General features: G+C 69.8%; 17 protein-coding genes. 4 read left to right on the forward strand and 13 right to left on the reverse strand.

Features of this window, described 5'->3' with window-relative positions:
* Nucleotides 1–20: 20 nt before the first annotated feature.
* Nucleotides 21–503: an Lrp/AsnC family transcriptional regulator gene (locus tag J2X20_RS13030; RefSeq protein WP_310265365.1), complete on the reverse strand. Its 483-nt coding sequence runs from the start codon at nucleotides 501–503 to the stop codon at nucleotides 21–23.
* 122 nt (nucleotides 504–625) lie between these two features.
* Here J2X20_RS13030 and hppD point away from each other — a divergent pair, with 122 nt between their 5' ends.
* Nucleotides 626–1,771, forward strand: a complete 1,146-nt coding sequence (gene hppD / locus J2X20_RS13035; RefSeq protein WP_310265367.1) for a 4-hydroxyphenylpyruvate dioxygenase — start codon at nucleotides 626–628, stop codon at nucleotides 1,769–1,771.
* Here the strand turns inward: hppD and J2X20_RS13040 are convergent.
* A complete protein-coding gene (locus J2X20_RS13040; RefSeq protein WP_310265370.1) occupies nucleotides 1,717–2,586 on the reverse strand; it encodes an esterase/lipase family protein in 870 nt (289 codons plus the stop codon). The two genes, hppD and J2X20_RS13040, sit on opposite strands and share 55 nt — an antisense overlap.
* Nucleotides 2,587–2,621: 35 nt before the next feature.
* On the opposite strand from J2X20_RS13040, the gene J2X20_RS13045 reads away from it, so the two are divergent.
* Both J2X20_RS13045 and J2X20_RS13050 read left to right on the forward strand, forming a co-directional pair.
* On the forward strand, nucleotides 2,622–3,323 hold the full coding sequence (locus J2X20_RS13045) for a DUF8198 family protein (RefSeq protein WP_310265373.1): 702 nt from the start codon (nucleotides 2,622–2,624) through the stop codon (nucleotides 3,321–3,323).
* Nucleotides 3,324–3,388: 65 nt separating this feature from the next.
* Entirely contained in the window at nucleotides 3,389–5,122 is a 1,734-nt protein-coding gene (locus J2X20_RS13050) for a long-chain-fatty-acid--CoA ligase (protein WP_310265375.1), read from the forward strand.
* Nucleotides 5,123–5,143: 21 nt separating this feature from the next.
* Here the strand turns inward: J2X20_RS13050 and J2X20_RS13055 are convergent, their stop codons facing one another.
* Genes J2X20_RS13055 through purE form a run of 4 tightly spaced genes read right to left on the reverse strand, consistent with a single transcriptional unit; the run spans nucleotide 5,144 to nucleotide 8,743 of the window.
* The gene (locus J2X20_RS13055; protein ID WP_310265376.1) at nucleotides 5,144–6,103 is read right to left on the reverse strand and encodes an SGNH/GDSL hydrolase family protein; all 960 of its coding nucleotides are present in this window, start codon (nucleotides 6,101–6,103) and stop codon (nucleotides 5,144–5,146) included.
* 26 nt (nucleotides 6,104–6,129) lie between these two features.
* Entirely contained in the window at nucleotides 6,130–7,116 is a 987-nt protein-coding gene (locus J2X20_RS13060) for an L-threonylcarbamoyladenylate synthase (RefSeq protein WP_310265379.1), read from the reverse strand.
* Nucleotides 7,116–8,279 (reverse strand): 5-(carboxyamino)imidazole ribonucleotide synthase, encoded by a 1,164-nt coding sequence (locus J2X20_RS13065; protein ID WP_310265380.1) that lies wholly within the window; start codon nucleotides 8,277–8,279, stop codon nucleotides 7,116–7,118. Before J2X20_RS13065 ends, J2X20_RS13060 begins: the two co-directional genes overlap by 1 nt.
* Nucleotides 8,279–8,743: a 5-(carboxyamino)imidazole ribonucleotide mutase gene (gene purE / locus J2X20_RS13070; RefSeq protein WP_310267822.1), complete on the reverse strand. Its 465-nt coding sequence runs from the start codon at nucleotides 8,741–8,743 to the stop codon at nucleotides 8,279–8,281. The genes J2X20_RS13065 and purE overlap by 1 nt, the downstream gene beginning before the upstream one ends.
* Before the next feature lie 113 nt (nucleotides 8,744–8,856).
* Between purE and J2X20_RS13075 the strand changes: the two genes are divergently transcribed.
* On the forward strand, nucleotides 8,857–9,807 hold the full coding sequence (locus J2X20_RS13075) for a tetratricopeptide repeat protein (protein ID WP_310265381.1): 951 nt from the start codon (nucleotides 8,857–8,859) through the stop codon (nucleotides 9,805–9,807).
* A 1-nt stretch (nucleotide 9,808) separates the two neighbouring features.
* Here the strand turns inward: J2X20_RS13075 and J2X20_RS13080 are convergent, their stop codons facing one another.
* The 7 genes from J2X20_RS13080 to fba all read right to left on the reverse strand — a co-directional run bounded on the left by J2X20_RS13080 (nucleotide 9,809) and on the right by fba (nucleotide 18,735).
* Nucleotides 9,809–11,557, reverse strand: coding sequence for a serine/threonine protein kinase (locus J2X20_RS13080; RefSeq protein WP_310265383.1), 1,749 nt, complete (start codon nucleotides 11,555–11,557; stop codon nucleotides 9,809–9,811).
* A gap of 54 nt (nucleotides 11,558–11,611) precedes the next feature.
* Nucleotides 11,612–12,736, reverse strand: coding sequence for a hypothetical protein (locus J2X20_RS13085; RefSeq protein ID WP_310265385.1), 1,125 nt, complete (start codon nucleotides 12,734–12,736; stop codon nucleotides 11,612–11,614).
* 14 nt (nucleotides 12,737–12,750) lie between these two features.
* Nucleotides 12,751–13,647: a phosphoribosylaminoimidazolesuccinocarboxamide synthase gene (locus tag J2X20_RS13090; protein ID WP_310265387.1), complete on the reverse strand. Its 897-nt coding sequence runs from the start codon at nucleotides 13,645–13,647 to the stop codon at nucleotides 12,751–12,753.
* A gap of 33 nt (nucleotides 13,648–13,680) precedes the next feature.
* Nucleotides 13,681–14,052, reverse strand: coding sequence for a response regulator (locus tag J2X20_RS13095; protein WP_310265389.1), 372 nt, complete (start codon nucleotides 14,050–14,052; stop codon nucleotides 13,681–13,683).
* 2 nt (nucleotides 14,053–14,054) lie between these two features.
* Nucleotides 14,055–17,153 (reverse strand): PAS domain S-box protein, encoded by a 3,099-nt coding sequence (locus J2X20_RS13100; RefSeq protein WP_310265391.1) that lies wholly within the window; start codon nucleotides 17,151–17,153, stop codon nucleotides 14,055–14,057.
* A gap of 95 nt (nucleotides 17,154–17,248) precedes the next feature.
* Nucleotides 17,249–17,674: a gamma-glutamylcyclotransferase family protein gene (locus tag J2X20_RS13105; protein ID WP_310265393.1), complete on the reverse strand. Its 426-nt coding sequence runs from the start codon at nucleotides 17,672–17,674 to the stop codon at nucleotides 17,249–17,251.
* Nucleotides 17,671–18,735, reverse strand: a complete 1,065-nt coding sequence (gene fba, locus J2X20_RS13110) for a class II fructose-bisphosphate aldolase (RefSeq protein ID WP_310265395.1) — start codon at nucleotides 18,733–18,735, stop codon at nucleotides 17,671–17,673. Before fba ends, J2X20_RS13105 begins: the two co-directional genes overlap by 4 nt.
* Nucleotides 18,736–18,760 lie beyond the last annotated feature (25 nt).

Below are 18,760 nucleotides of genomic sequence, written 5' to 3' on the forward strand. Positions count from 1 at the left end.
CCGGCCGCCTCCTCAGCGGTTCAAACCGGTACGGCGGTGGTGTTTTTCAGTCGCTCCAGCACGAAGCTGGTCTTGCAGTCCTGCACGCTGGGGTGCATCAGCAGGGTGTCGCTGATGAAGCGGGCGTAATGCTGCATGTCCTGCACCAGCACGCGCAGCAGATAGTCCATCTCGCCGGTCAGCGCCGCGCATTCGACAACCTCGGGCCAGGTCTGCACGGCGGCGCGGAAGAGGTCGCGCGGATTGCGCAGCGGGTTGTCGGTCTGCTTCTCCAGCCTGACATTGATATAGGCCGTCAGGCCCAGGCCGATGCGCTCCGGCGCGACGAGGGCGACATAGGAGGCGATGACGCCCGCCTCTTCCAGCCGGCGCACGCGGCGCAGCACGGCGGACGAGGACAGGCCCGCTTCGCCCGCCAGGGCGTCGTAGGTGAGGCGTCCGTCCTGCTGCAAAGCGCGCAGGATGCGGCGATCGATGGCATCGAGCTCGAGAACAGCTTCCATGGGGCCAATTTTGCATACTTCCTGCGTTGCATGTGAATTCAACGCCGAAGATTGCATGAAACCTGCGCGATCCGCGCCGCAGAATTTTCGTTTTGCACCCGCCGCTGGCGCTGGAGACATTCATGGCCAAGTTCACTCCCTGGGACAACCCCATGGGCACCGACGGTTTCGAGTTCATCGAGTTCGCGGCGCCGGACCCGGCCGGCCTGGGCCGGCTGTTCGAGACCATGGGCTTCAAGGCCGTGGCCAAGCATCGCCACAAGAGCGTGACCCTGTACCGCCAGGGCGGCGTCAACTTCATCATCAACGCCGAGACCGACTCCTTCGCACAGCGCTTCGCGCGCCTGCACGGCCCGTCGATCTGCGCCATCGCCTTCCGCGTGCAGGACGCCGCCCACGCCTACCAGCGGGCACTGGAACTGGGCGCCTGGGGCTTTGACAACAAGGCCGGCCCGATGGAGCTGAACATCCCGGCCATCAAGGGCATTGGCGACTCGCTGATCTATTTCGTCGACCGCTGGCAGGGCAAGGGCGGCGCCAAGGCCGGCGCCATCGGCAATATCTCGATCTACGACGTGGACTTCGTGCCGCTGCTGGACGCCCAGGGCCAGCCCGTCGATCCCAACCCGGTCGGCCATGGCCTGACCGAAATCGACCATCTGACGCACAACGTCTTCCGCGGCCGCATGAAGGAGTGGTCGGAGTTCTACGAGCGCTTTTTCAACTTCCGCGAGGTGCGCTACTTCGACATCGAGGGCAAGCTGACCGGCCTGAAGAGCAAGGCCATGACCAGCCCCTGCGGCAAGATCCGCATCCCCATCAACGAGAGCTCCGACGACAAGAGCCAGATCGCCGAGTACCTGGACCTCTACCACGGTGAAGGCATCCAGCACGTGGCCCTGGGCACGACCGACATCTACGGCACGGTCGAGGGCATGAAGAACACCGGCGTCGTGTTCCAGGACACCATCGACACCTATTTCGACCTCATCGACAAGCGCCTGCCCAACCACGGCGAGAAGGTCGACGAGCTGCGCCGCCTGCGCATCCTCATCGACGGCGCCACCCACCTGGGCGCCGACAACGAGTTGCTGCTGCAGATCTTCACCAAGGAAGTCATTGGCCCGATCTTCTTCGAGCTGATCCAGCGCAAGGGCAACGAGGGCTTCGGTGAGGGCAATTTCAAGGCCTTGTTCGAGAGCATCGAGCTGGATCAGATCCGCCGCGGCGTGTTGACCGACACCAAGGACGAAGCCAAGGCGGTCTGACAGCACTGCCAGGCCTCTTCCGAGTGGACGAGGCCCATATGGCCCACGCCATCCAGCCGGTGCGCCCGCGCGCCGGCCAGGATGGCGCGCTCCGCGGGGTTGACGATCTGGTCGCAGGGCGTCCAGAAGCAGTCGACGTCCGGCAGTCCAGGCAGGGCCGCCAGCCAGGCATTGCCCAGGCGCATCTGCTGGGTGTTGATCCCGAGCCCCAGCGCCGCCATGCGCGTGCCCTGGTGGGGTGATCCCAGCGTGATGACATGCGGCGCCTCGTGGCCCGCGCCGAAGCGGCGCCACCAGGCCCGCAGCGCCAGGCCGCCCATGCTGTGGGCGCACAGGACGGGCATGCGCCCCGTGTGTGCCTTCAGTCGCTGCACGCCGGCCTCGATCTCGTCGGCATAGGCCTCGATGCTGCCGAAAGCCGGCTCCAGCGACGGCGCGACAAAGGCGATGCCCTGCTGGCGCAGCCGCTTCATCCAGCCATTCCAGCGCCCGCGGTTGCACGAGAAGCCGTGCACCAGCAGCACGCCCTGCCCGGCGCCGGCCGGCAGGTGGTCGGGCTCGGCCCATTCCCGCCAGGGCTGGCGCCAGGAGAAGGCCAATTCGCTGGCGACCACCTCACGGGCCCAGGCGCGCAACAGCTGCCCCCAGGTCGGCGCCGGCCGGTTGACCCAGCGCAACTGCAGGAAGCCGCCCGCCAGGATGGCTGCGTGCAGGCCCAGCGTCAGCGCTCCCCAGGCCCAGCCGAAGCGCCAGCCGACGGCCAGCGCCACGGCCAGCCTCAGCAGCACCCAGATCCTTTGCAGTCGTCCGTTCATCGGCCCAGTGTAGGAAGGCAGAATTCCGCCGACCCATGGACCATCCCAGCGCCGAATCCCTGTTGAAAGAGCTGCGCGCCGTCGACGCCGAGCGCGCCCGCCGCGCCGCCGACCCCGAGCTCCAGGCCCGCGTCCAGGCCCTCAAGGCCTTCCAGCAAAAGCGCTTTGCGCACACCTATGCCGACCTGCTGGCCAACCCGCGTTACGAAGCCGCCACGCGCTTCTTCCTGCAGGAGCTCTACGGCCCCGACGACTACCGCCAGCGCGACGCCCAGTTCGCCCGCGTCATCCCGACCCTGACCCGCCTCTTCCCCGAGGAGGTGGTCGACACGGTCGCCAGGCTGGCGCGCCTGCATGCCCTGTCCGAACACCTGGACACGCGCATGGCCGAGCACCTGCTGGCGCCGCAGATCACGGCACAGGACTACGGCATCGCCTGGCGCGCCTGCGGCGAGCCGGCCTCGCGACAGCAGCAGATCGAGCTGACCATGGCCGTCGGCCAATCCCTGGACAAGCTGACGCGCAAGCCGCTGCTGCGCCAGACCTTGAAGCTGATGCGCGGCCCGGCCCAGATGGCGGGCCTGGGCGCCTTGCAATCCTTCCTCGAAAGCGGCTTCGACACCTTCCGCGCCATGCGCGGCGCCGACGAGTTCCTGTCCACTGTGCGACAGCGCGAAGACACACTCGCACGCGCTTTGTTTCGCGCGGATGCTGGCGCGTTAGGGCAACTCCCCTAGCTTGATGTAACCGCGCGTCCCAAGATCGTCGGCTTCACTGCAGCGCACGCCAGAGGGGCCCGCCGATGACCGCCGTCCTTGCCGAAGTCACCGAAGTGACATCCCGCGCCAAGCCCTGGCTGGCCAGCTATCCGGCCGGCGTGCCGGCGCAGATCGACACCCGCGTCTATGGCTCGCTGGTGGACCTGCTCAACGAGGCCTTCCGCAAGCACGCCCAGCGCGACGCCGCGATCTGCCTGGGCCAGCGCATGCGCTTCAGTGAGATCGACCAGCTGTCGACCCAGCTCGGCGCCTGGCTGCAGGCCCAGGGGCTCAAGCAGGGCGACCGCGTCGCCATCATGATGCCCAACCTGCTGCAGTACGGCGTGGCCATCGCGGCCATCCTGCGCGCGGGCTTCGTCGTCGTGAACGTCAACCCGCTGTACACGCCGCGCGAGCTGGAGCACCAGCTCAAGGACTCGGGCGCCCGCGCCATCGTCGTGCTGGAGAACTTCGCCCACACCCTGGCCGAGGTCATCAACGCCACCGACGTCAAGCATGTGGTGCTGGCCTCCATGGGCGACCTGCTGAACTGGTGGAAGGGCCCGCTCATCAACTTCGCCGTGCGCCACCTGAAGAAGATGGTGCCGGAGTTCCGCCTGCCGGTGGGCGACGGCCGCACCGTCGTGCGCTTCAACGAGGCGCTGCGCCACGGCGAGCGCCTGACGCTGAAGAAGGCCGAGCTCGGCCCCGACGACGTCGCCTTCCTGCAATACACCGGTGGCACCACCGGCGTCTCCAAGGGCGCGACCCTGCTGCACCGCAACATCGTCGCCAACATCCTGCAGGTCGAGGCCTGGTTCCAGCCCATGCTGGCCAAGCTGCCCGACCAGAACATGCAGTTCACCAATGTTTGCGCCCTGCCCCTGTATCACATCTTCGCGCTGACGGCCTGCTTCATGCTCGGCGCGCGCATGGGCCATCTCAACATCCTGGTGCCCAATCCGCGCGACATCCCCGGCTTCATCGACACGCTGCGCGGCCACAAGATCCACATCTTCCCGGCCGTCAACACGCTGTTCAACGCCCTGGCCGCCGAGCCGGGCTTCTCGCGCCTGGACTTCTCCGAGCTGGTCATCTCCAACGGCGGCGGCATGGCCGTGCAGCAGGCCACGGCCGAGAAATGGCTCAAGGTCACCGGCTGCCCGGTCGTCGAGGGTTATGGCCTGTCCGAGACCTCGCCGGCCGCCACCATCAACCCGCTGGACCAGCGCGCCTTCAATGGCAGCATCGGCCTGCCCATCTCATCCACCGAGATCGCCATCCGCGACGACGATGGCAACGACGTCGCCATCGGCGAGCGCGGCGAGATCTGCATCCGCGGCCCGCAGGTCATGGCCGGCTACTGGAAGCGGCCGGACGAGACCGCCAACGTCATGTGCGCCGACGGCTACTTCAAAACCGGCGACATCGGCATCATGGACGAGCGCGGCTATGTGCGCATCGTCGACCGCAAGAAGGACATGATCCTGGTCAGCGGTTTCAACGTCTACCCGACCGAGATCGAGCAGGTCGTCAACATGCACCCGGGCGTCCTGGAATGCGCCGCCATCGGCGTGCCGGACCCCAAGTCGGGCGAAGCGGTCAAGCTCTTCGTCGTCAAGAGCGACCCGGCCCTGGCCGAGGAAGACCTGGCGGCCTACTGCAACCAGCAGATGACGGCCTACAAGCGGCCCAAGTTCATCGAGTTCCGCGACGAGCTGCCCAAGAGCAACGTCGGCAAGATCCTGCGCCGCGAGTTGCGCACGGCCACCGCCTGAGATGGCGGCCGCGGGCCGCCGTCAGAACGGATTGTTCCTGGCGCGCGACAGCGCCTGCGTGCCGATGCGCTGCTGGGCGCTCGGGCCCAGCAGGAGGTCGCCGGCCCACAGCCATTGCGACGCGTTCGCGTCGGTTACCAGCGTCTCGGTCGTGCAGTCCTGCGGCGCGATGTCGGTGCGGCAGGCGGCATCCACCACATTGGTGTAGCCAAAGGCGGCCGGGAAACGCGCAATCTGCTGGATGGTCTCATCGACGAGCACCAGGCCGATCAGGCGACCGTCATTCAGCAGGTTCAGACGCAGGGACGTGTTGAAGGCCGAGCTCAGGTCGTTCAGGAAGATCGCCCGGTCGATGTCGGTCTGCTGTTGCCTTTCCCTCTGGCCGAAGGGCGTGAGGCCGACGTCGAAGATGGTCGCCACCAGCACGCGGCCGTTGGCGTTGGCGATGCGGTTGGCCTGGTCGGCCAGCAGCTTGCCGCGCGCCTTGGCCTCATTGATCAGCGAATCGCGGCTCTGGGCCGGAAACTGGCGGTAGAGCTCGAGGATGTCGTTGACACCGACCATGATGGCCACGATGTCCTTGGGGCCGAAGCGGTCGTTGGACAGGTGCTGGTCGATCTTGTCACGCACGTCGGCCACCTTGTTGCCGGGGGCGGCATACATGATGCCCTGGGGCAGGGCGACGAAATCGACGTTGCACTGCGGGTAGACGAAGCCGAAGCCGCTGGCCAGGATCTGGCTCCAGTTCGGGCTGAGCCTGCAGTCCAGCAGCTTGGTGTCGGCGTTCAGGCCATTGATCGTGTACTTCTTGCCACTTTGCAGGATGGTGCCCATCTCGTCGCCGAAGGCGATGGCGCGGGTGGGCGAGAAGGGGTCGATCTGCTGGGTGCTGCCCCCACCGCAGCCGGCGATCAGCGCGGCGGCTGCAACCGCGGCCAGGGTCAGGCCGCGCTTCAATTTCTGGGACACAACACGTTGCATGACGATCAACTCAGGACAGGAAACATTCAATCGGCAAAGGCGGCGGCGGCCCGGCTGAGCCGGTCTCGCACCCCATCCCAGGCCGGGTCGCGCGGAGGCGCCTCGACCCAGATCTCGCGGGCGCCGGCCGCATCCAGGGCCCGCAGCACCGCGAACAGTTCGTGGGCCGCTGCCGCCGGGTCGGTCGGCATGGCCTGCCAGCGCCACGCCGGCAACTGGGCGCGTGAATATACCGCCACCCCCTCCAGCCCCCCGCTGGCGGCCGCTGTGGCTGAACGTAAAGCCAGTTGCTGGGCGTCCAGCAGGCGCACATGGGCACTGGGCGCATAGTGCGCGGCCAGCGTGCCCGAGGCCTTGGGGGCAGTGGCGTCGGGCTCGGCCAACGCCTGGCCAAGCACCGCTTCGATACGGGTGCGGCTGATCAGCCCGGGCCGCAGCAGGGCTGGACGTTCGCGGCTGCAGTCGACGATGCTGGACTCGATGCCGACCTCGCAGGCGCCGCCGTCCAGCACCATCAGCTCGGGGCCGAATTCCTCGACGACGTGTTTCGCCAGCGTCGGGCTGACGCGGCCGAAGCGGTTGGCGCTCGGGGCGGCCACGCCCTGGACGCCCAGCTCCCGGGCCGCCGCCAGCACGGCTCGGGCGACCGGGTGGGCTGGCGCGCGTACCGCGATGGTCGCCTGGCCACCGGCGGCGCCCGTGGCCACACCTGGCTTGCGCGGCACGATGACGGTCAGCGGACCGGGCCAGAAGGCTTCCATCAGCCGCCGCGCCGTGGCGGGCAGGTGGTCGGCAAAGGGCTCGGCCCCGGCCGCGTCCAGCACATGGACGATCAGCGGGTGATCGCTCGGCCGGCCCTTGGCGGCAAAGATCCTGGCGACGGCCGCGTCCTCATCCGCGCGCGCCGCCAGGCCGTAGACGGTCTCGGTCGGCAGGCCCAGCAAGTCGCCCGCCGCCAGGCGCCGGGCGGCGGCCTGGATGGCTTCGGGATCGTTGCCGGGCAGCAGCAGCATCAGAAGTCGGTCGGCAGGCCCAGGATGGCCGCGGCCTGGACGGCGACGGCATGGGCGCCAGAAGGCGTCTCGGCCGTGATGTTCAGGTGTCCCATCTTGCGGCCATGGCGGGCGTCGGCCTTGCCGTACAGATGCAGATGCGTACCCGGCAGGGCCAGCACCCGGTCCCAGGCCGGCGGCGTCGGGCCGCCTTCGTCGGAGAACCACAGGTCGCCCAGCAGGTTCAGCATGACCGAGGCCGAATGCTGGCGCGGCTCGGGCAGGGGCAGGCCGGCCAGCGCCCTGACCTGCAGCTCGAACTGCGACACGTCGGCCCCATTCATGGTCCAGTGGCCGGAGTTGTGCGGGCGCGGCGCCATCTCGTTGACGACGAGGCGGCCGTCCTCCAGCCAGAAGAACTCGATGCACAGCACGCCGACGTAGTTCAGCGCCGCGGCGACCTGGCGGGCGGCGGCGATGGCCAGCTTCTCCACCTCGGCCGGCACATCGGGCGCCGGCACCTCGGTGACGGCCAGGATGCCGCCGCGGTGCAGGTTCTGCTGCACCGGAAAATTGACGATCTGGCCGTCGGCGCCGCGCGCCACCAGCACGCTGAGCTCGAACTTCAGCGGCAGCAACTGCTCCAGCACGCAGGGCACCCGCTTCAGCCCTTCCCAGGCCTGGGCCAGCTCGGCAGCGCTGGCGACCCGCACCTGGCCCTTGCCGTCATAGCCCATGCGGCTGGTCTTCAGGATGCCGGGCAGCAGGCCGGGATCGACGGCCGCCAGCTCGATCTCGTTGCTGATGACGGCATGGGGCGCGCAGGGCACGCCGGCGGCCTCGAAATGCGCCTTCTCGACGGCGCGGTCCTGGCAGACGGCGACGGCGGCCGCCGCGGGCGCGACCGTGCGCATGCCGGCCAGGGTCTCCAGGGCCACGGCAGGCACGTTCTCGAACTCGGTCGTGATGGCGTCGCAGTCGCGCGCCAGCTGGGCCAGGCCGAAGGAGTCCAGATAGTCGGTCTTGATGTGCTTCTCGGCGACCGCGCCGGCCGGGCTGATGGCGTCGGGGTCCAGCACGATGCAGCGGTAGCCCAGGGCCTGGGCGGCGTGGACGAACATGCGGCCGAGCTGGCCGCCGCCGAGCACACCCAGGGTCGCGGCGCCGGGAAGCAGGGACGTCATCAGCGCAGTTCCTCGTTCATCGCGCGGGCGACTTCGGTCTGGCGGGTGCGGAAGGCATTCAGCTTGCCCAGCAGGGTCGCGTCGCCCGTGGCCAGCATGGCCACCGCGAACAGCGCCGCATTGGCGGCGCCGGCATTGCCGATGGCGAAGGTGGCGACCGGGATGCCCTTGGGCATCTGCACGATGGAGTGCAGGGAATCGACGCCCTGCAGGTGACGGCTGGCAACCGGCACGCCGAGCACCGGCACCGTCGTCTTGGCGGCCAGCATGCCCGGCAGATGGGCGGCACCGCCGGCGCCGGCGATGATGGCCTTCAGCCCGCGGCCGGCCGCGGCCTCGGCATAGGCGAACATCTCGTCGGGCATGCGATGGGCCGACACGACCTGCGCCTCGAAGGCGACACCGAACTCGGTCAGAATCTCGGCCGCTAGCTTCATCGTCTCCCAGTCGCTGCTGGAGCCCATGACGATGCCGATGACGGCGTCCGGGTTCTGGGGGGCTGGGGTGGACAAGGTCGCGCTCCGGGGCTCAGAAAAGCCTTGAATTGTAGGTGGCGTGTCCGCAACTACCCTCAGCCATGATCGACATCACCCTCCAGAACTTCGAAGCCGAACTCATCGTCGCCTCCCAGAACCAGCCGGTGCTGCTGGACATCTGGGCGCCCTGGTGCGGCCCCTGCCGCACCCTCGGCCCCATCCTGGAGAAGCTGGAAACCGCCTACGCCGGCCGTTTCACGCTGGCCAAGCTCAACAGCGACGAGGTGCCCGAGATCGCCTCGCAGCTGAGCCAGATGTTCGGCGTGCGCAGCATCCCCTTCTGCGTGATGTTCGCCGGCGGCCAGCCGGTGGACGGCTTTGTCGGCGCCCTGCCCGAGGCCCAGATCCGCGAATTCCTCGACAAGCATGTGCCGCCGGGCGAGGAGCTGGAAGCCGAGGCCGACCTCGCCGACGCCCAGGACCTGATGGCCGACGGCGACCTGGAAGCTGCCCTGTCCAAGCTGGCCCACGCGGTGCAGACCGACCCGTCCAACGACGCCGCCCGCTTCGACTATGTGAAGGCCCTGCTGGAGCTGGGCCTGCTCAATGACGCCCGCGCCGCCTTTGCGCCTGTGGCCGCCAAGGCCGCCGACACGCTGGTGCCCTCGCCCCGTCTGGCCGCCCTGGCCACCTGGCTGGCCGCCTTCGATGCCAGCGCCGGCGCCGACCCGGTGGCCCTGCAGGGATCAATAGCTGCGAACAAGCGCGACTTCGACGCCCGCTTCACGCTGGCCCAACTGCACCTGGCTGGCCAGCGCTTCACCGAAGCCATGGACGAGCTGCTGGAAATCATCATGCGCGACAAGGCCTGGAACGGCGAGGCCGCGCGCAAGACCTATGTGGCCATCCTGGAGCTGCTGGCCAAGCCGGCCCCCAAGCCCGCGGTCGAGGCCAAGAGCGGCACGCTGGAGCTCGCCGGCAAGGCCGCCGTCGTGCACAGCGACCCGCTGATCGACCAGTACCGGCGCAAGCTGTCGATGGCGCTGTTCTGACCTAGTGATTGGCGCGGCTGTTGCGAATGTCGCGCAGCTTCACGCACTCGGGGTCGTCCTTGTAGATCGGCTTCTCGCACTGGCGGTCGATGCACCAGGCGCGCGCGAACAGCACGCGGCCGCCACAGGCCTCACCCGCGGTCTTCGGCGCTGGCGGCTCGGCCGGCGTGGCCGAGGCCGGCGCCGACTTGGGCGGGGCGGTCGTCGTGTTGGCGGTCGTCGCCGGTTCGGGGGCCGCGACGACCGGGCTGCGCGGCACGGGCCTGACCTCACCCGCCCTCTCGGTGATCATCGGCTTGGACGCCGCGTCGCGGCGCGCCGGCGCGGAGGCCGGGGGCGTGCGCACGACGGCGCTCGCGGGCGCCGCGACGGGCTTGACCGGCACGGGGACGAGACTGGGCTGGCTGGCGGGCGCGCTGGGCGGCGCCGCGACGGGCTCCACTGGAGCCGGTGCGGGTGCCGGCGTGGGCGCAGCCGCCGGGGCGGCCACCGAGGCGGCCGGCTCGGGCTGGACGACTTCGGGCGGCGCCGGCTTGCCGCGCAGCTGCATGACGAACAGGCCCAGCAGCACCGCGGCCAGCACACCACCGCCAGCCATGGCGGGGACGCGCCAGGCAGGCGCCGACGCCGCGACGGGCGCAGGGCCGGCCGGTGGCTGCTTGGTCGGCTTGGGCGCCGGGGGGGGGGGTGGCGGCGGCGGTGGTTTCTTGCGCAGCGGCACGACGACGGTGGCGTCGTCTTCCTCGTCCAGCGCCGGGCCCTGGATGGTGTCGGCGAATTCGAGGTCCAGCGGCTCGGCGGGCGCGGGCGGCGTGGGCGCCACCGTGCGCGCCTGAGGGGCCTGGGGCGGCGGCACGCTGGCCCGGCCGTCGAGCGCTTCGCGCCAGTCGGCAACGGTCTGCGGGCGCTGGTGGGGCGCTACGCGCAGGGCCCAGTCCAGCCCGGCCAGGAAGGCGGGGGAATAGCCGGGCACGGCCAGCGGCACCAGCTCGTCACCCATGGCGCGGGCCGTGGCCGGCGGCGGCGGGCGGCCGGTCAGCAGCTCGTGCATGGCCGCGGCCAGGGCGTAGAAGTCGGTCCAGGGGCCCTGGCGCAGCGTCGTCGCCTCGGCATATTGCTCGATGGGGGCGAAGCTGGGCTTGAGGATGGCCGTGAAGACCTGGGTCTTGTCACTGATGGCCTGGCGGGCGGCGCCGAAGTCCAGCAGGATGGGCGGGCTGCCGTCGGCCGGCATGAAGATATTGTCGGGCGCGACGTCGCGATGCCAGACATGCTGGGCGTGCAGGGTCTCCAGGCCGCCGAGGACGGCGTCGAAGATGCGCCGCACCCAGGCTTCGGGCGGCGGCGTCGGGCGGGCTTTGCGGGCCTCGCGCAGGTTCTGCCCCACCAGGCGGGGCATGGCCATATAGGCGGTGCCGTTGGCTTCCCAGAAGCGGTAGACCTTCAGCAGGGACGGGTGGTCGAAGCGGGCCAGCAGCTTGGCTTCATTGACGAAGCTGCGCCGGCCGAGCTCGAAGGTCTCCTTCATGGAGACCGAACGCACCGAGACCTGGGACTGCCCGTCGCGCTGCGCGAACTGGCTGGGCATGTATTCCTTGATCGCGATCTCGCGCTCCAGCGAATGGTCGCGCGCCAGATAGACGATGCCAAAGCCGCCCACGCCCAGGGTGCCGGTGATTTCCAGCTCGCCAAAACGGGTGCCCACCGGCAGGGCGTTGATGGCTTCGTCGTCGCGGGAGTCGGCGGTCATAGGCCGGCGAGGGTACCCCAGCCGGGCTGCGCCGAGACCCCGGAAAAAGCCCGGTCAGCGTGCCGGAGTACCCAATCCTGCGGACCTCAGGCGCTCGGCCCAGAGGCGGCGCTGGGCCGCGTCATGGCCCCAGGCGGCCTGGGCGGCGTCGCCATGGCGGGCGGCCAGGCCGTCCTCGCGCAGCTTGGCGTAGACCTGGGCCAGGCGGGCGTGCAGGGCGGCGCATTCGTCCAGGTCGCAGTGGGCGGCGTCCTCGGCCAGCACCTCGACCGCGGCCTGGTCGGCCAGGGCCCGGGCGCGCTGCACGTCACCGGTATTGGCCCAGCACCAGGCCAGGTCGGCCAGCAGGCTGACGCCGGTGCGGGCCAGACCCGAGGCCACGGCCTCGGGCAGATGGGCTTCCAGCAGGGCCGCAGCGGCGGCGAAGTCGCCCTGCACGGTCAGCAATTGGCCGCGCAGCAGGGGCGTCAGGTCGGCGCGGGCCGAACCGCCGACGGCATCGTCGAAATGGCCGATGGAGTCCACGCCCAGCAGCACGGCCGGCGCCTCGCCGGGTTCGCCGGCCAGGGCGGCGTGGCGGATGCGCAGGGCGCGCATCTGCATCTGGTTGTAGAGCAGGGCCGCCAGGCCGGCGTCGTCGCCCTCGGCGCTGGCGGCACGGCGGCCCCAGGCATACCAGGCGGAGGCGGTGGCCTCGTCCTGGGCCCCCAGCGCGAGATCCCAGGCCATGCCCAGGGCCGACGCGACGCGACAGGCGGCGGCGTTGTCGGCCGGGGCGGCCAGCACGGCGGCGGCATGGGCGACGAGACGGTCGATGTCGCGGTCGACGAAGGCCATCTGGGCCAGCCAGGCGTCGCACAGGGCCTGCAAGGCCGTCAGCTTGGCCGCCTGGGCCATGACCTGGGCCCGGCGCACGCGTTCGCGGGCACCGCCGCCGAAAGCGCTGAAATAAGCCGTCAGGCCCTCGGCCAGATGCAGCCAGGCGGCCAGCTCGACGCGCGGATGCACCAGGGCGCGGGCCTGCAGCCGCTTGAGTTCCTCGCGGGCCTCGGCCTCGCGGCCATGGCGCAGCCACAGGATGGCGCGCTGGGCCTGCAGCACGGCGGCGCGCGCCGGCATGGCCGCTGCGGCGGCGATTTCGCCATCCAGCTTCTGCGCCAGGCGGCTGCGCAGCTTCACAGGCCCACTGCTGCTCATGCGGTCAGACGCTGCAGCGCCTCTTCGTACTTCTGCACGGTATTGGCGATGACTTCGGCCGGCAGGGCCGGCGCGGGCGCCTTCTTGCCCCAGGGCTGGCCGTCGATTCGCACGGCCTCCAGCCAGTCGCGCACGAACTGCTTGTCGTAGCTGGGCGGGTTGCTGCCCGGCGCGTAGCTCTCGACCGGCCAGTAGCGCGACGAGTCGGGCGTCAGCACCTCGTCCATCAGCGTCAGCGTGCCGTCGGCGTCCAGGCCGAACTCGAACTTGGTGTCGGCAATGATGATGCCCTTGGTCAGCGCGAAGTCGGCGGCGCGCTGGTAGAGCTGGATGGAGATGTCGCGCACGCGGGCGGCGAGGTCGGCGCCGATGATGTCGGCGGCCTGCTCGAAGCTGATGTTCTCGTCGTGGTCGCCCATCTCGGCCTTGGTGGCGGGCGTGAAGATGGGCGTGGGCAGCTTGTCGGCGTTGCGCAGGCCGGCGGGCAGCTTGACGCCGCAGACGCTCTGGCTCTGCTGGTATTCGGCCCAGCCGCTGCCGGCCAGGTAGCCGCGCACGACGGCCTCGATGGGCAGGGGCTTCAAGCGCTTGACCAGCATGGCGCGGTCGCGGATCTGCTCGCGCTCCGCGCCGCTGACGACGGAGAGGGGATCCTCGCCGGTCAGGTGGTTGGGGACGATGCCGTCCAGCTTGTCAAACCAGAACAGGGCCATCTTCGTCAACAGCGCGCCCTTGCCCGGAATCGGCTCGCCCATGATGACGTCGAAGGCCGACAGGCGATCGCTGGCCACCATCAGGATGCGGTCGTCGCCGACGGCGTAGTTCTCCCGCACCTTGCCGCGGCCGAGCAGGGGAAGGGAGGTGAGGCTGGATTCGTACAGGGCTTGGGGCATGGCGGCGCGGCTCAGGGGGAAGGCGCCGGGATTTTAGGTGCCCAGATACCCGCGCACGGTGGCCGCGAACGAGTGGACGTCGATGGGCTTGGTCAGATAGCCGTCACAGCCGGCGGCGCGAAAGCGCTGCTCGTCCCCCGGCATGGCATAGGCCGTGAAGGCAATGACGAGCAGGTCGGCGAGGTCGGGCGTGGCCTTGATGGCCCTCACCAGGCTCAGGCCATCGGCGCCGGGCAGTTGGATGTCGATGAGGGCCAGGTCGGGTCGGTAGGCGCGCAGGCGCGCCCAGGCCTCGTCCACATGCAGGGCGCGGTCGACGACGAAACCCTCGGCCTCCAGCACGTACTGGGCGAGGTCGATGTTGAGCTCGTTGTCGTCGACGATGAGGATGCGTTCACCGGCCATGTTCAGCTCCCGACACTGCGGCGCCGGCCGCGGCGGTCCTGGCGGGCGGCTTTGAGCAGGGCGTCTCGCACCTCGGCCAGGGCGTGAGCCTCGCCGGCGCTGGCGATGGCCACGGCCGAGCGGGACAGGGCCGCGATCTCCTCGACGCTGAGCGTCAGCGCCGTCCAGACGATGACCGGCAGTTCGGCCCAGCGCGGGTCGCCGCGCAGTTCCTGCAGCACCTGGAAGCCGTCCAGACCCGGCATCATCAGGTCCAGCACCAGGGCCGCGGGCTGCAGGACCGGCAGGCGCTGCAGGGCCTCTGCACCGCTGGCGGCGGCCACCGCCTCGATGCCGTTGGACTGCAGGGCCGCGCACATCAGCTCGCGCGAGCTCGCCTCGTCGTCGACGACGAGGACGGGCCGGCCCGGGCCCAGCCGGTCGCGCAGCGGCACCAGGGCGCGGGCCAGGGCCGAGCGGCGCAGCGGCTTGGCCAGCACGTCGGCCACCGGGAAAGCGACGCCAGCGCCAGAGGGCGGCGTCAGTGCCAGCGCCTTGACGGCCGCATGCATGGAAGGCCCGCCGCTGCGCAGCGCCGCCAGCAGCGACAGGCCCGGCGCATCCGGCAGACTGAGGTCGATGGCCAGCTCGGTGTAGCGGCGCACCCGCGTCAGGCGCAGCACCTCGCCGGCAGTGGCTGCGGTGTCGGCGCTGACACCGGCCTGGGACAGCTCGCGCGCAACCCCGTCGCGCAGCGGATGGTCGCGCAGCGCGATGAGCTGCTGCCGTCCCTGGGGCGCGTCGGCATCCAGGGGCTGGCGCGGCAGCACCGCATAGAAGCGGCTGCCGCGACCGGGCTCGCTGTAGACGCCGACCCGGCCGCCCTGGGCCTCGACGAGGCGACGCGTCAGCGCCAGGCCCAGTCCCGTGCCCTGGTGGCGCTTGGTCAGGCCGTCGTCGAGCTGCTGGAACTCGACGAAGAGATGACCGATGCGGTCGGGCGGGATGCCGATACCGCTGTCCTCGACCTCCAGCCGCCACAGCCGGGGCCCCTCGCCCAGCATGCGCAGCTCGATATGGCCGCCGGTGGGCGTGAACTTGATGGCGTTGGACAGATAGTTCAGCAGCACCTGCTTGAGCCGGGCCGGATCCAGCACCAGGCCGTGCAGGCCGGGCTCGATGGAGGACTTCAGCCCCAGGCCGCGCTGCTCGGCCAGTACGGCGACGGTGGCCATCACGTCGTCGACCAGGGCCGGCAGCTCGACGGGCTCGGCATGGAAGTCCATCTTGCCGGCCTCGATCTTGGACAGGTCGAGCACGTCGTTGATCATGGTCAGCAGATGCCGGCCGCTGCTGGCGATGTGCTGCAGCCATTCGCGCTGGCGCGGCGAGTCCGGCGGGTGGGCGCCCATGGTCAGCAGGTCGGCGAAGCCGATGACGGCATTCAGCGGTGTGCGCAGCTCATGCGACATATTGGCCAGGAACAGGCTCTTGAGCCGGCTCGATTCCTGCACGCGGCGGTTCTCGGCGGCCAGCCAGATGGATTGCTGGCGGGCCTGCTCGGCGGTGCGCATGGCGGTGACGTCGGCGGCGATACCCACGAGGCGCGGCGCGCCGGCGTCGTCATGGGTGACGCGGGCGTCCAGCCGCAGCCAGTGCAGGCTGTCGTCCGGCCAGACGACGCGGAACTCGGCATGCCAGGGTCTATGGCCTTCGGGCAGGGTCGCCAGGCCTGCCTCCACCATCGCGCGGTCGTCGGCATGGACGGCGGCCAGCATGCGCTCGCGGTCCCAGGGGCCGGTGGTGGCGGGCAGCCCGAAGCACTGGTCATAGCGGCGCGAGCGGTGGATGGCACCGCTGTCCAGTTCCAGCTCCCAGTCACCGATGGCCGCCGACTCCAGCGCGAAGCGCAGGCGCGCCTCGCTCTGGCGCAGCGCGGCCTCGATCTGGCGCTGGTGGGTCAGGTCGCGCGCCGACTTGATGCCGCCGATGATGCGGCCCGTCGCATCGCGCAGCGGTGAGACCTGGGCCGAGATCTCGACACGCCGGCCGTCCTTGGCGATGTGCACGGTGCGCAAGGGCGGCACCTGCTGGCCCTGGGCGATGCGGTCCAGGATGCCCATCTCCTCGGCCTCGCGCTCGGGCGGAATCAACATCTGCACCGGCTGGCCGACGGCCTCGGCGGCCGTGTAGCCGAACATCTTCTCGGCCGCCGCATTCCAGTTCGTGATGCGGCCGTCCAGCGACTTCACGACGATGGCATCGGCGGAGGACTCGACGACGGCGGCCAGGCGGCGCACCTCGGCCTCGGCCTCGGTCAGGCGGCCGATGTCGCGAAACACGATGGTCACGCCGCGCTCGCGGCCGTCGGCATGGTGGGTCAGGTCGGCATGGATCTCGACGGGGCGCTGGCTGCCGTCACGCGCGACGCAGACGGCCTGGCGACGCAAACCACCCTCGCGCACGACATCCACAGGCTTGCGTGCCATCAGGTCGCGCGGCATGCCCTCGCGCTGGAAGACCTCCCAGACCGAGCGACCCAAAGCCTCCCCCGCCGGCCAGCCGGTGATGCGCTCGGCCACCGCGTTGATGCGCGTGACGCGGCCCTCGCCATCGGTGGTGATGAAGCCGGCATCGATGGCCGCCAGCGTGGCGGCCAGGCTCTGCTCGGCCTCCAGCTGATGGTCCTCAGCGCTGCGGCGACGGTCCATCTCGCGGCGCAGGGCCTCGTTGCTGGCGCGCATCTCATCGATGGACGGCAGGGCCAGCAGGGTGGGCATCAGCCGCCAGGCGACGGCCGCCGTCAGCACCGAGGCGCAGGCGGTGAAGACCTTGCCGGCCGTCTGCAATTCGTAGTCGGGGCGCCAGATGGTCCAGACATCCAGCACATGGGTCACGCCGCAGGCGAAGATGAAGATGGCGAACAGCGTCGCGATGCTGCCCAGGTTGACCTGGGGACGCCGGCGGGCATAGCTGGCGATGGCCAGCGGGATGGAGAAATAGGCCAGCGCGATGGCAAGGTCGGCGCTGACCATGGTCCAGAGCAGGCCCGGCGACCACTGAAAGCAATAGCCGTGGGGCAGGAACCCTGCCCGCGCGACGATCCCGGCCAGCTCGTCCATCCGACACTCCCACCCTCAACTACCGAGGGGTTATGTCGATGCATTGTGACCCCGCACACAGGGGGTGCGCCGACGCAAACGTGGCTTATTGCCGCTCAGCGCGGCGAGATCAATCCAAAGCCGATGTAACGGGCCATGAAGCGCGCCCGGCCTTCGCGTTCGAAAGCGGCGACATCCCAGTCGCCGGGCAGCAGGCGGTCGGCGAAGGCGGTGCGAAACCGATAGACCTGGGCCGGCAGAGTCCCGCCGTCAGCCAGGGTGACGACGATGTCGGCGCGCTCGTATTCCTCGCCTTCGAAGGCGTCGAGCCGCGCCCAGGCGTCCTGCGTCACGTCGAGGTAGAGCCGCCCCGGCACGCGGCTGCCGGGCGACTCCTGCAAGCCGGGGTAGTCCTGGCCGCGCACCGGGTGGCGCGCATGCCCGACCAGCGAGGCCGGCTCGCTGGCGAATTCACGCCCGCAGACGCGGGCCATGATGTCGGCCCACATCAGCGAGCCGTAGGTGAAGCAGTGACGCGTCACTGAACCTTTTGCGCAAGTTCGCCGCGGGCATAGGCGCCGGCGATGTCACTCAAGGTGCGCGCCTTGATCTTGGCGGCCTGGCCTTCGCAGCCAAACTGCATGTAGCGCTCCTTGGCGATGATCTTGGCGGCCTCGCGGGCGGGCTTGAGCCACTCACGGGCGTCGAACTTGTCAGGGTTCTCGGCCAGGAACTTGCGCACCGCGCCCGTCATCGCCAGGCGGATGTCGGTGTCGATGTTGATCTTGCGCACGCCATGCTTGATGGCTTCCTGGATCTCCTCGACGGGCACGCCGAAGGTCTCCTTCATCTTGCCGCCGTACTGGTTGATGATGGCCAGCAGCTCCTGCGGCACGCTGGACGAGCCGTGCATCACCAGATGGGTGTTGGGGATGCGGGCGTGGATTTCCTTGACGCGGCCGATGGCCAGGATGTCGCCGGTGGGCTTGCGGCTGAACTTGTAGGCGCCGTGGCTGGTGCCGATGGCGATAGCCAGCGCGTCCAGCTGCGTCGCCTTGACGAAGACGGCGGCTTCCTCGGGGTCGGTCAGCATCTGGCTGTGGTCCAGCTTGCCTTCGGCGCCGATGCCGTCTTCCTCGCCGGCGTCACCGGTCTCGAGGTTGCCCAGGCAGCCCAGCTCGCCCTCGACGGTGACGCCGACCTTGTGGGCCATCTCGACGACCTTGCGCGTCACCTCCATGTTGTAGTCGAAGGAGGCCGGCGTCTTGCCGTCTTCCATCAGCGAGCCGTCCATCATCACGGAGCCGAAGCCCAGGTCGATGGCGCCGGCGCAGATCTTGGGGCTGGTGCCATGGTCCTGGTGCATGACCAGGGGGATGTGGGGGAAGGCTTCGCAGGCGGCCTGGATCAGGTGCTTGATGAAGGGCTCGCCGGCGTATTTGCGGGCGCCGGCCGAAGCTTGCAGGATGACCGGTGCACCGACCTCGTCGGCCGCGGCCATGACGGCCTGCACTTGCTCCAGGTTGTTGACGTTGAAGGCTGGGATGCCGTAGCCGTTTTCGGCGGCGTGGTCCAGCAACTGGCGCATGGAAACGAGAGGCATGGGATGTCCCCGGTGGAGTTGAGAA

The sequence above is a fragment of the Roseateles saccharophilus genome (genome assembly GCF_031458095.1).
Lineage (GTDB): Bacteria > Pseudomonadota > Gammaproteobacteria > Burkholderiales > Burkholderiaceae_C > Pelomonas > Pelomonas saccharophila_A.

Excerpts from the sequence above, each read along its gene's own strand:
- hppD (WP_310265367.1), top strand. The coding sequence starts at position 626 with ATGGCCAAGTTCACTCCCTGGGACAACCCCATGGGCACCGACGGTTTC.
- J2X20_RS13100 (WP_310265391.1), bottom strand. The coding sequence starts at position 17,153 with ATGGACGAGCTGGCCGGGATCGTCGCGCGGGCAGGGTTCCTGCCCCAC.
- J2X20_RS13040 (WP_310265370.1), bottom strand. The coding sequence starts at position 2,586 with ATGAACGGACGACTGCAAAGGATCTGGGTGCTGCTGAGGCTGGCCGTG.
- J2X20_RS13030 (WP_310265365.1), bottom strand. The coding sequence starts at position 503 with ATGGAAGCTGTTCTCGAGCTCGATGCCATCGATCGCCGCATCCTGCGC.
- J2X20_RS13075 (WP_310265381.1), top strand. The coding sequence starts at position 8,857 with ATGATCGACATCACCCTCCAGAACTTCGAAGCCGAACTCATCGTCGCC.
- J2X20_RS13060 (WP_310265379.1), bottom strand. The coding sequence starts at position 7,116 with ATGCTGCTGCTGCCCGGCAACGATCCCGAAGCCATCCAGGCCGCCGCC.
- J2X20_RS13050 (WP_310265375.1), top strand. The coding sequence starts at position 3,389 with ATGACCGCCGTCCTTGCCGAAGTCACCGAAGTGACATCCCGCGCCAAG.
- J2X20_RS13080 (WP_310265383.1), bottom strand. The coding sequence starts at position 11,557 with ATGACCGCCGACTCCCGCGACGACGAAGCCATCAACGCCCTGCCGGTG.
- J2X20_RS13045 (WP_310265373.1), top strand. The coding sequence starts at position 2,622 with ATGGACCATCCCAGCGCCGAATCCCTGTTGAAAGAGCTGCGCGCCGTC.
- J2X20_RS13065 (WP_310265380.1), bottom strand. The coding sequence starts at position 8,279 with ATGACGTCCCTGCTTCCCGGCGCCGCGACCCTGGGTGTGCTCGGCGGC.
- J2X20_RS13055 (WP_310265376.1), bottom strand. The coding sequence starts at position 6,103 with ATGCAACGTGTTGTGTCCCAGAAATTGAAGCGCGGCCTGACCCTGGCC.
- fba (WP_310265395.1), bottom strand. The coding sequence starts at position 18,735 with ATGCCTCTCGTTTCCATGCGCCAGTTGCTGGACCACGCCGCCGAAAAC.
- J2X20_RS13095 (WP_310265389.1), bottom strand. The coding sequence starts at position 14,052 with ATGGCCGGTGAACGCATCCTCATCGTCGACGACAACGAGCTCAACATC.
- J2X20_RS13090 (WP_310265387.1), bottom strand. The coding sequence starts at position 13,647 with ATGCCCCAAGCCCTGTACGAATCCAGCCTCACCTCCCTTCCCCTGCTC.
- purE (WP_310267822.1), bottom strand. The coding sequence starts at position 8,743 with ATGGGCTCCAGCAGCGACTGGGAGACGATGAAGCTAGCGGCCGAGATT.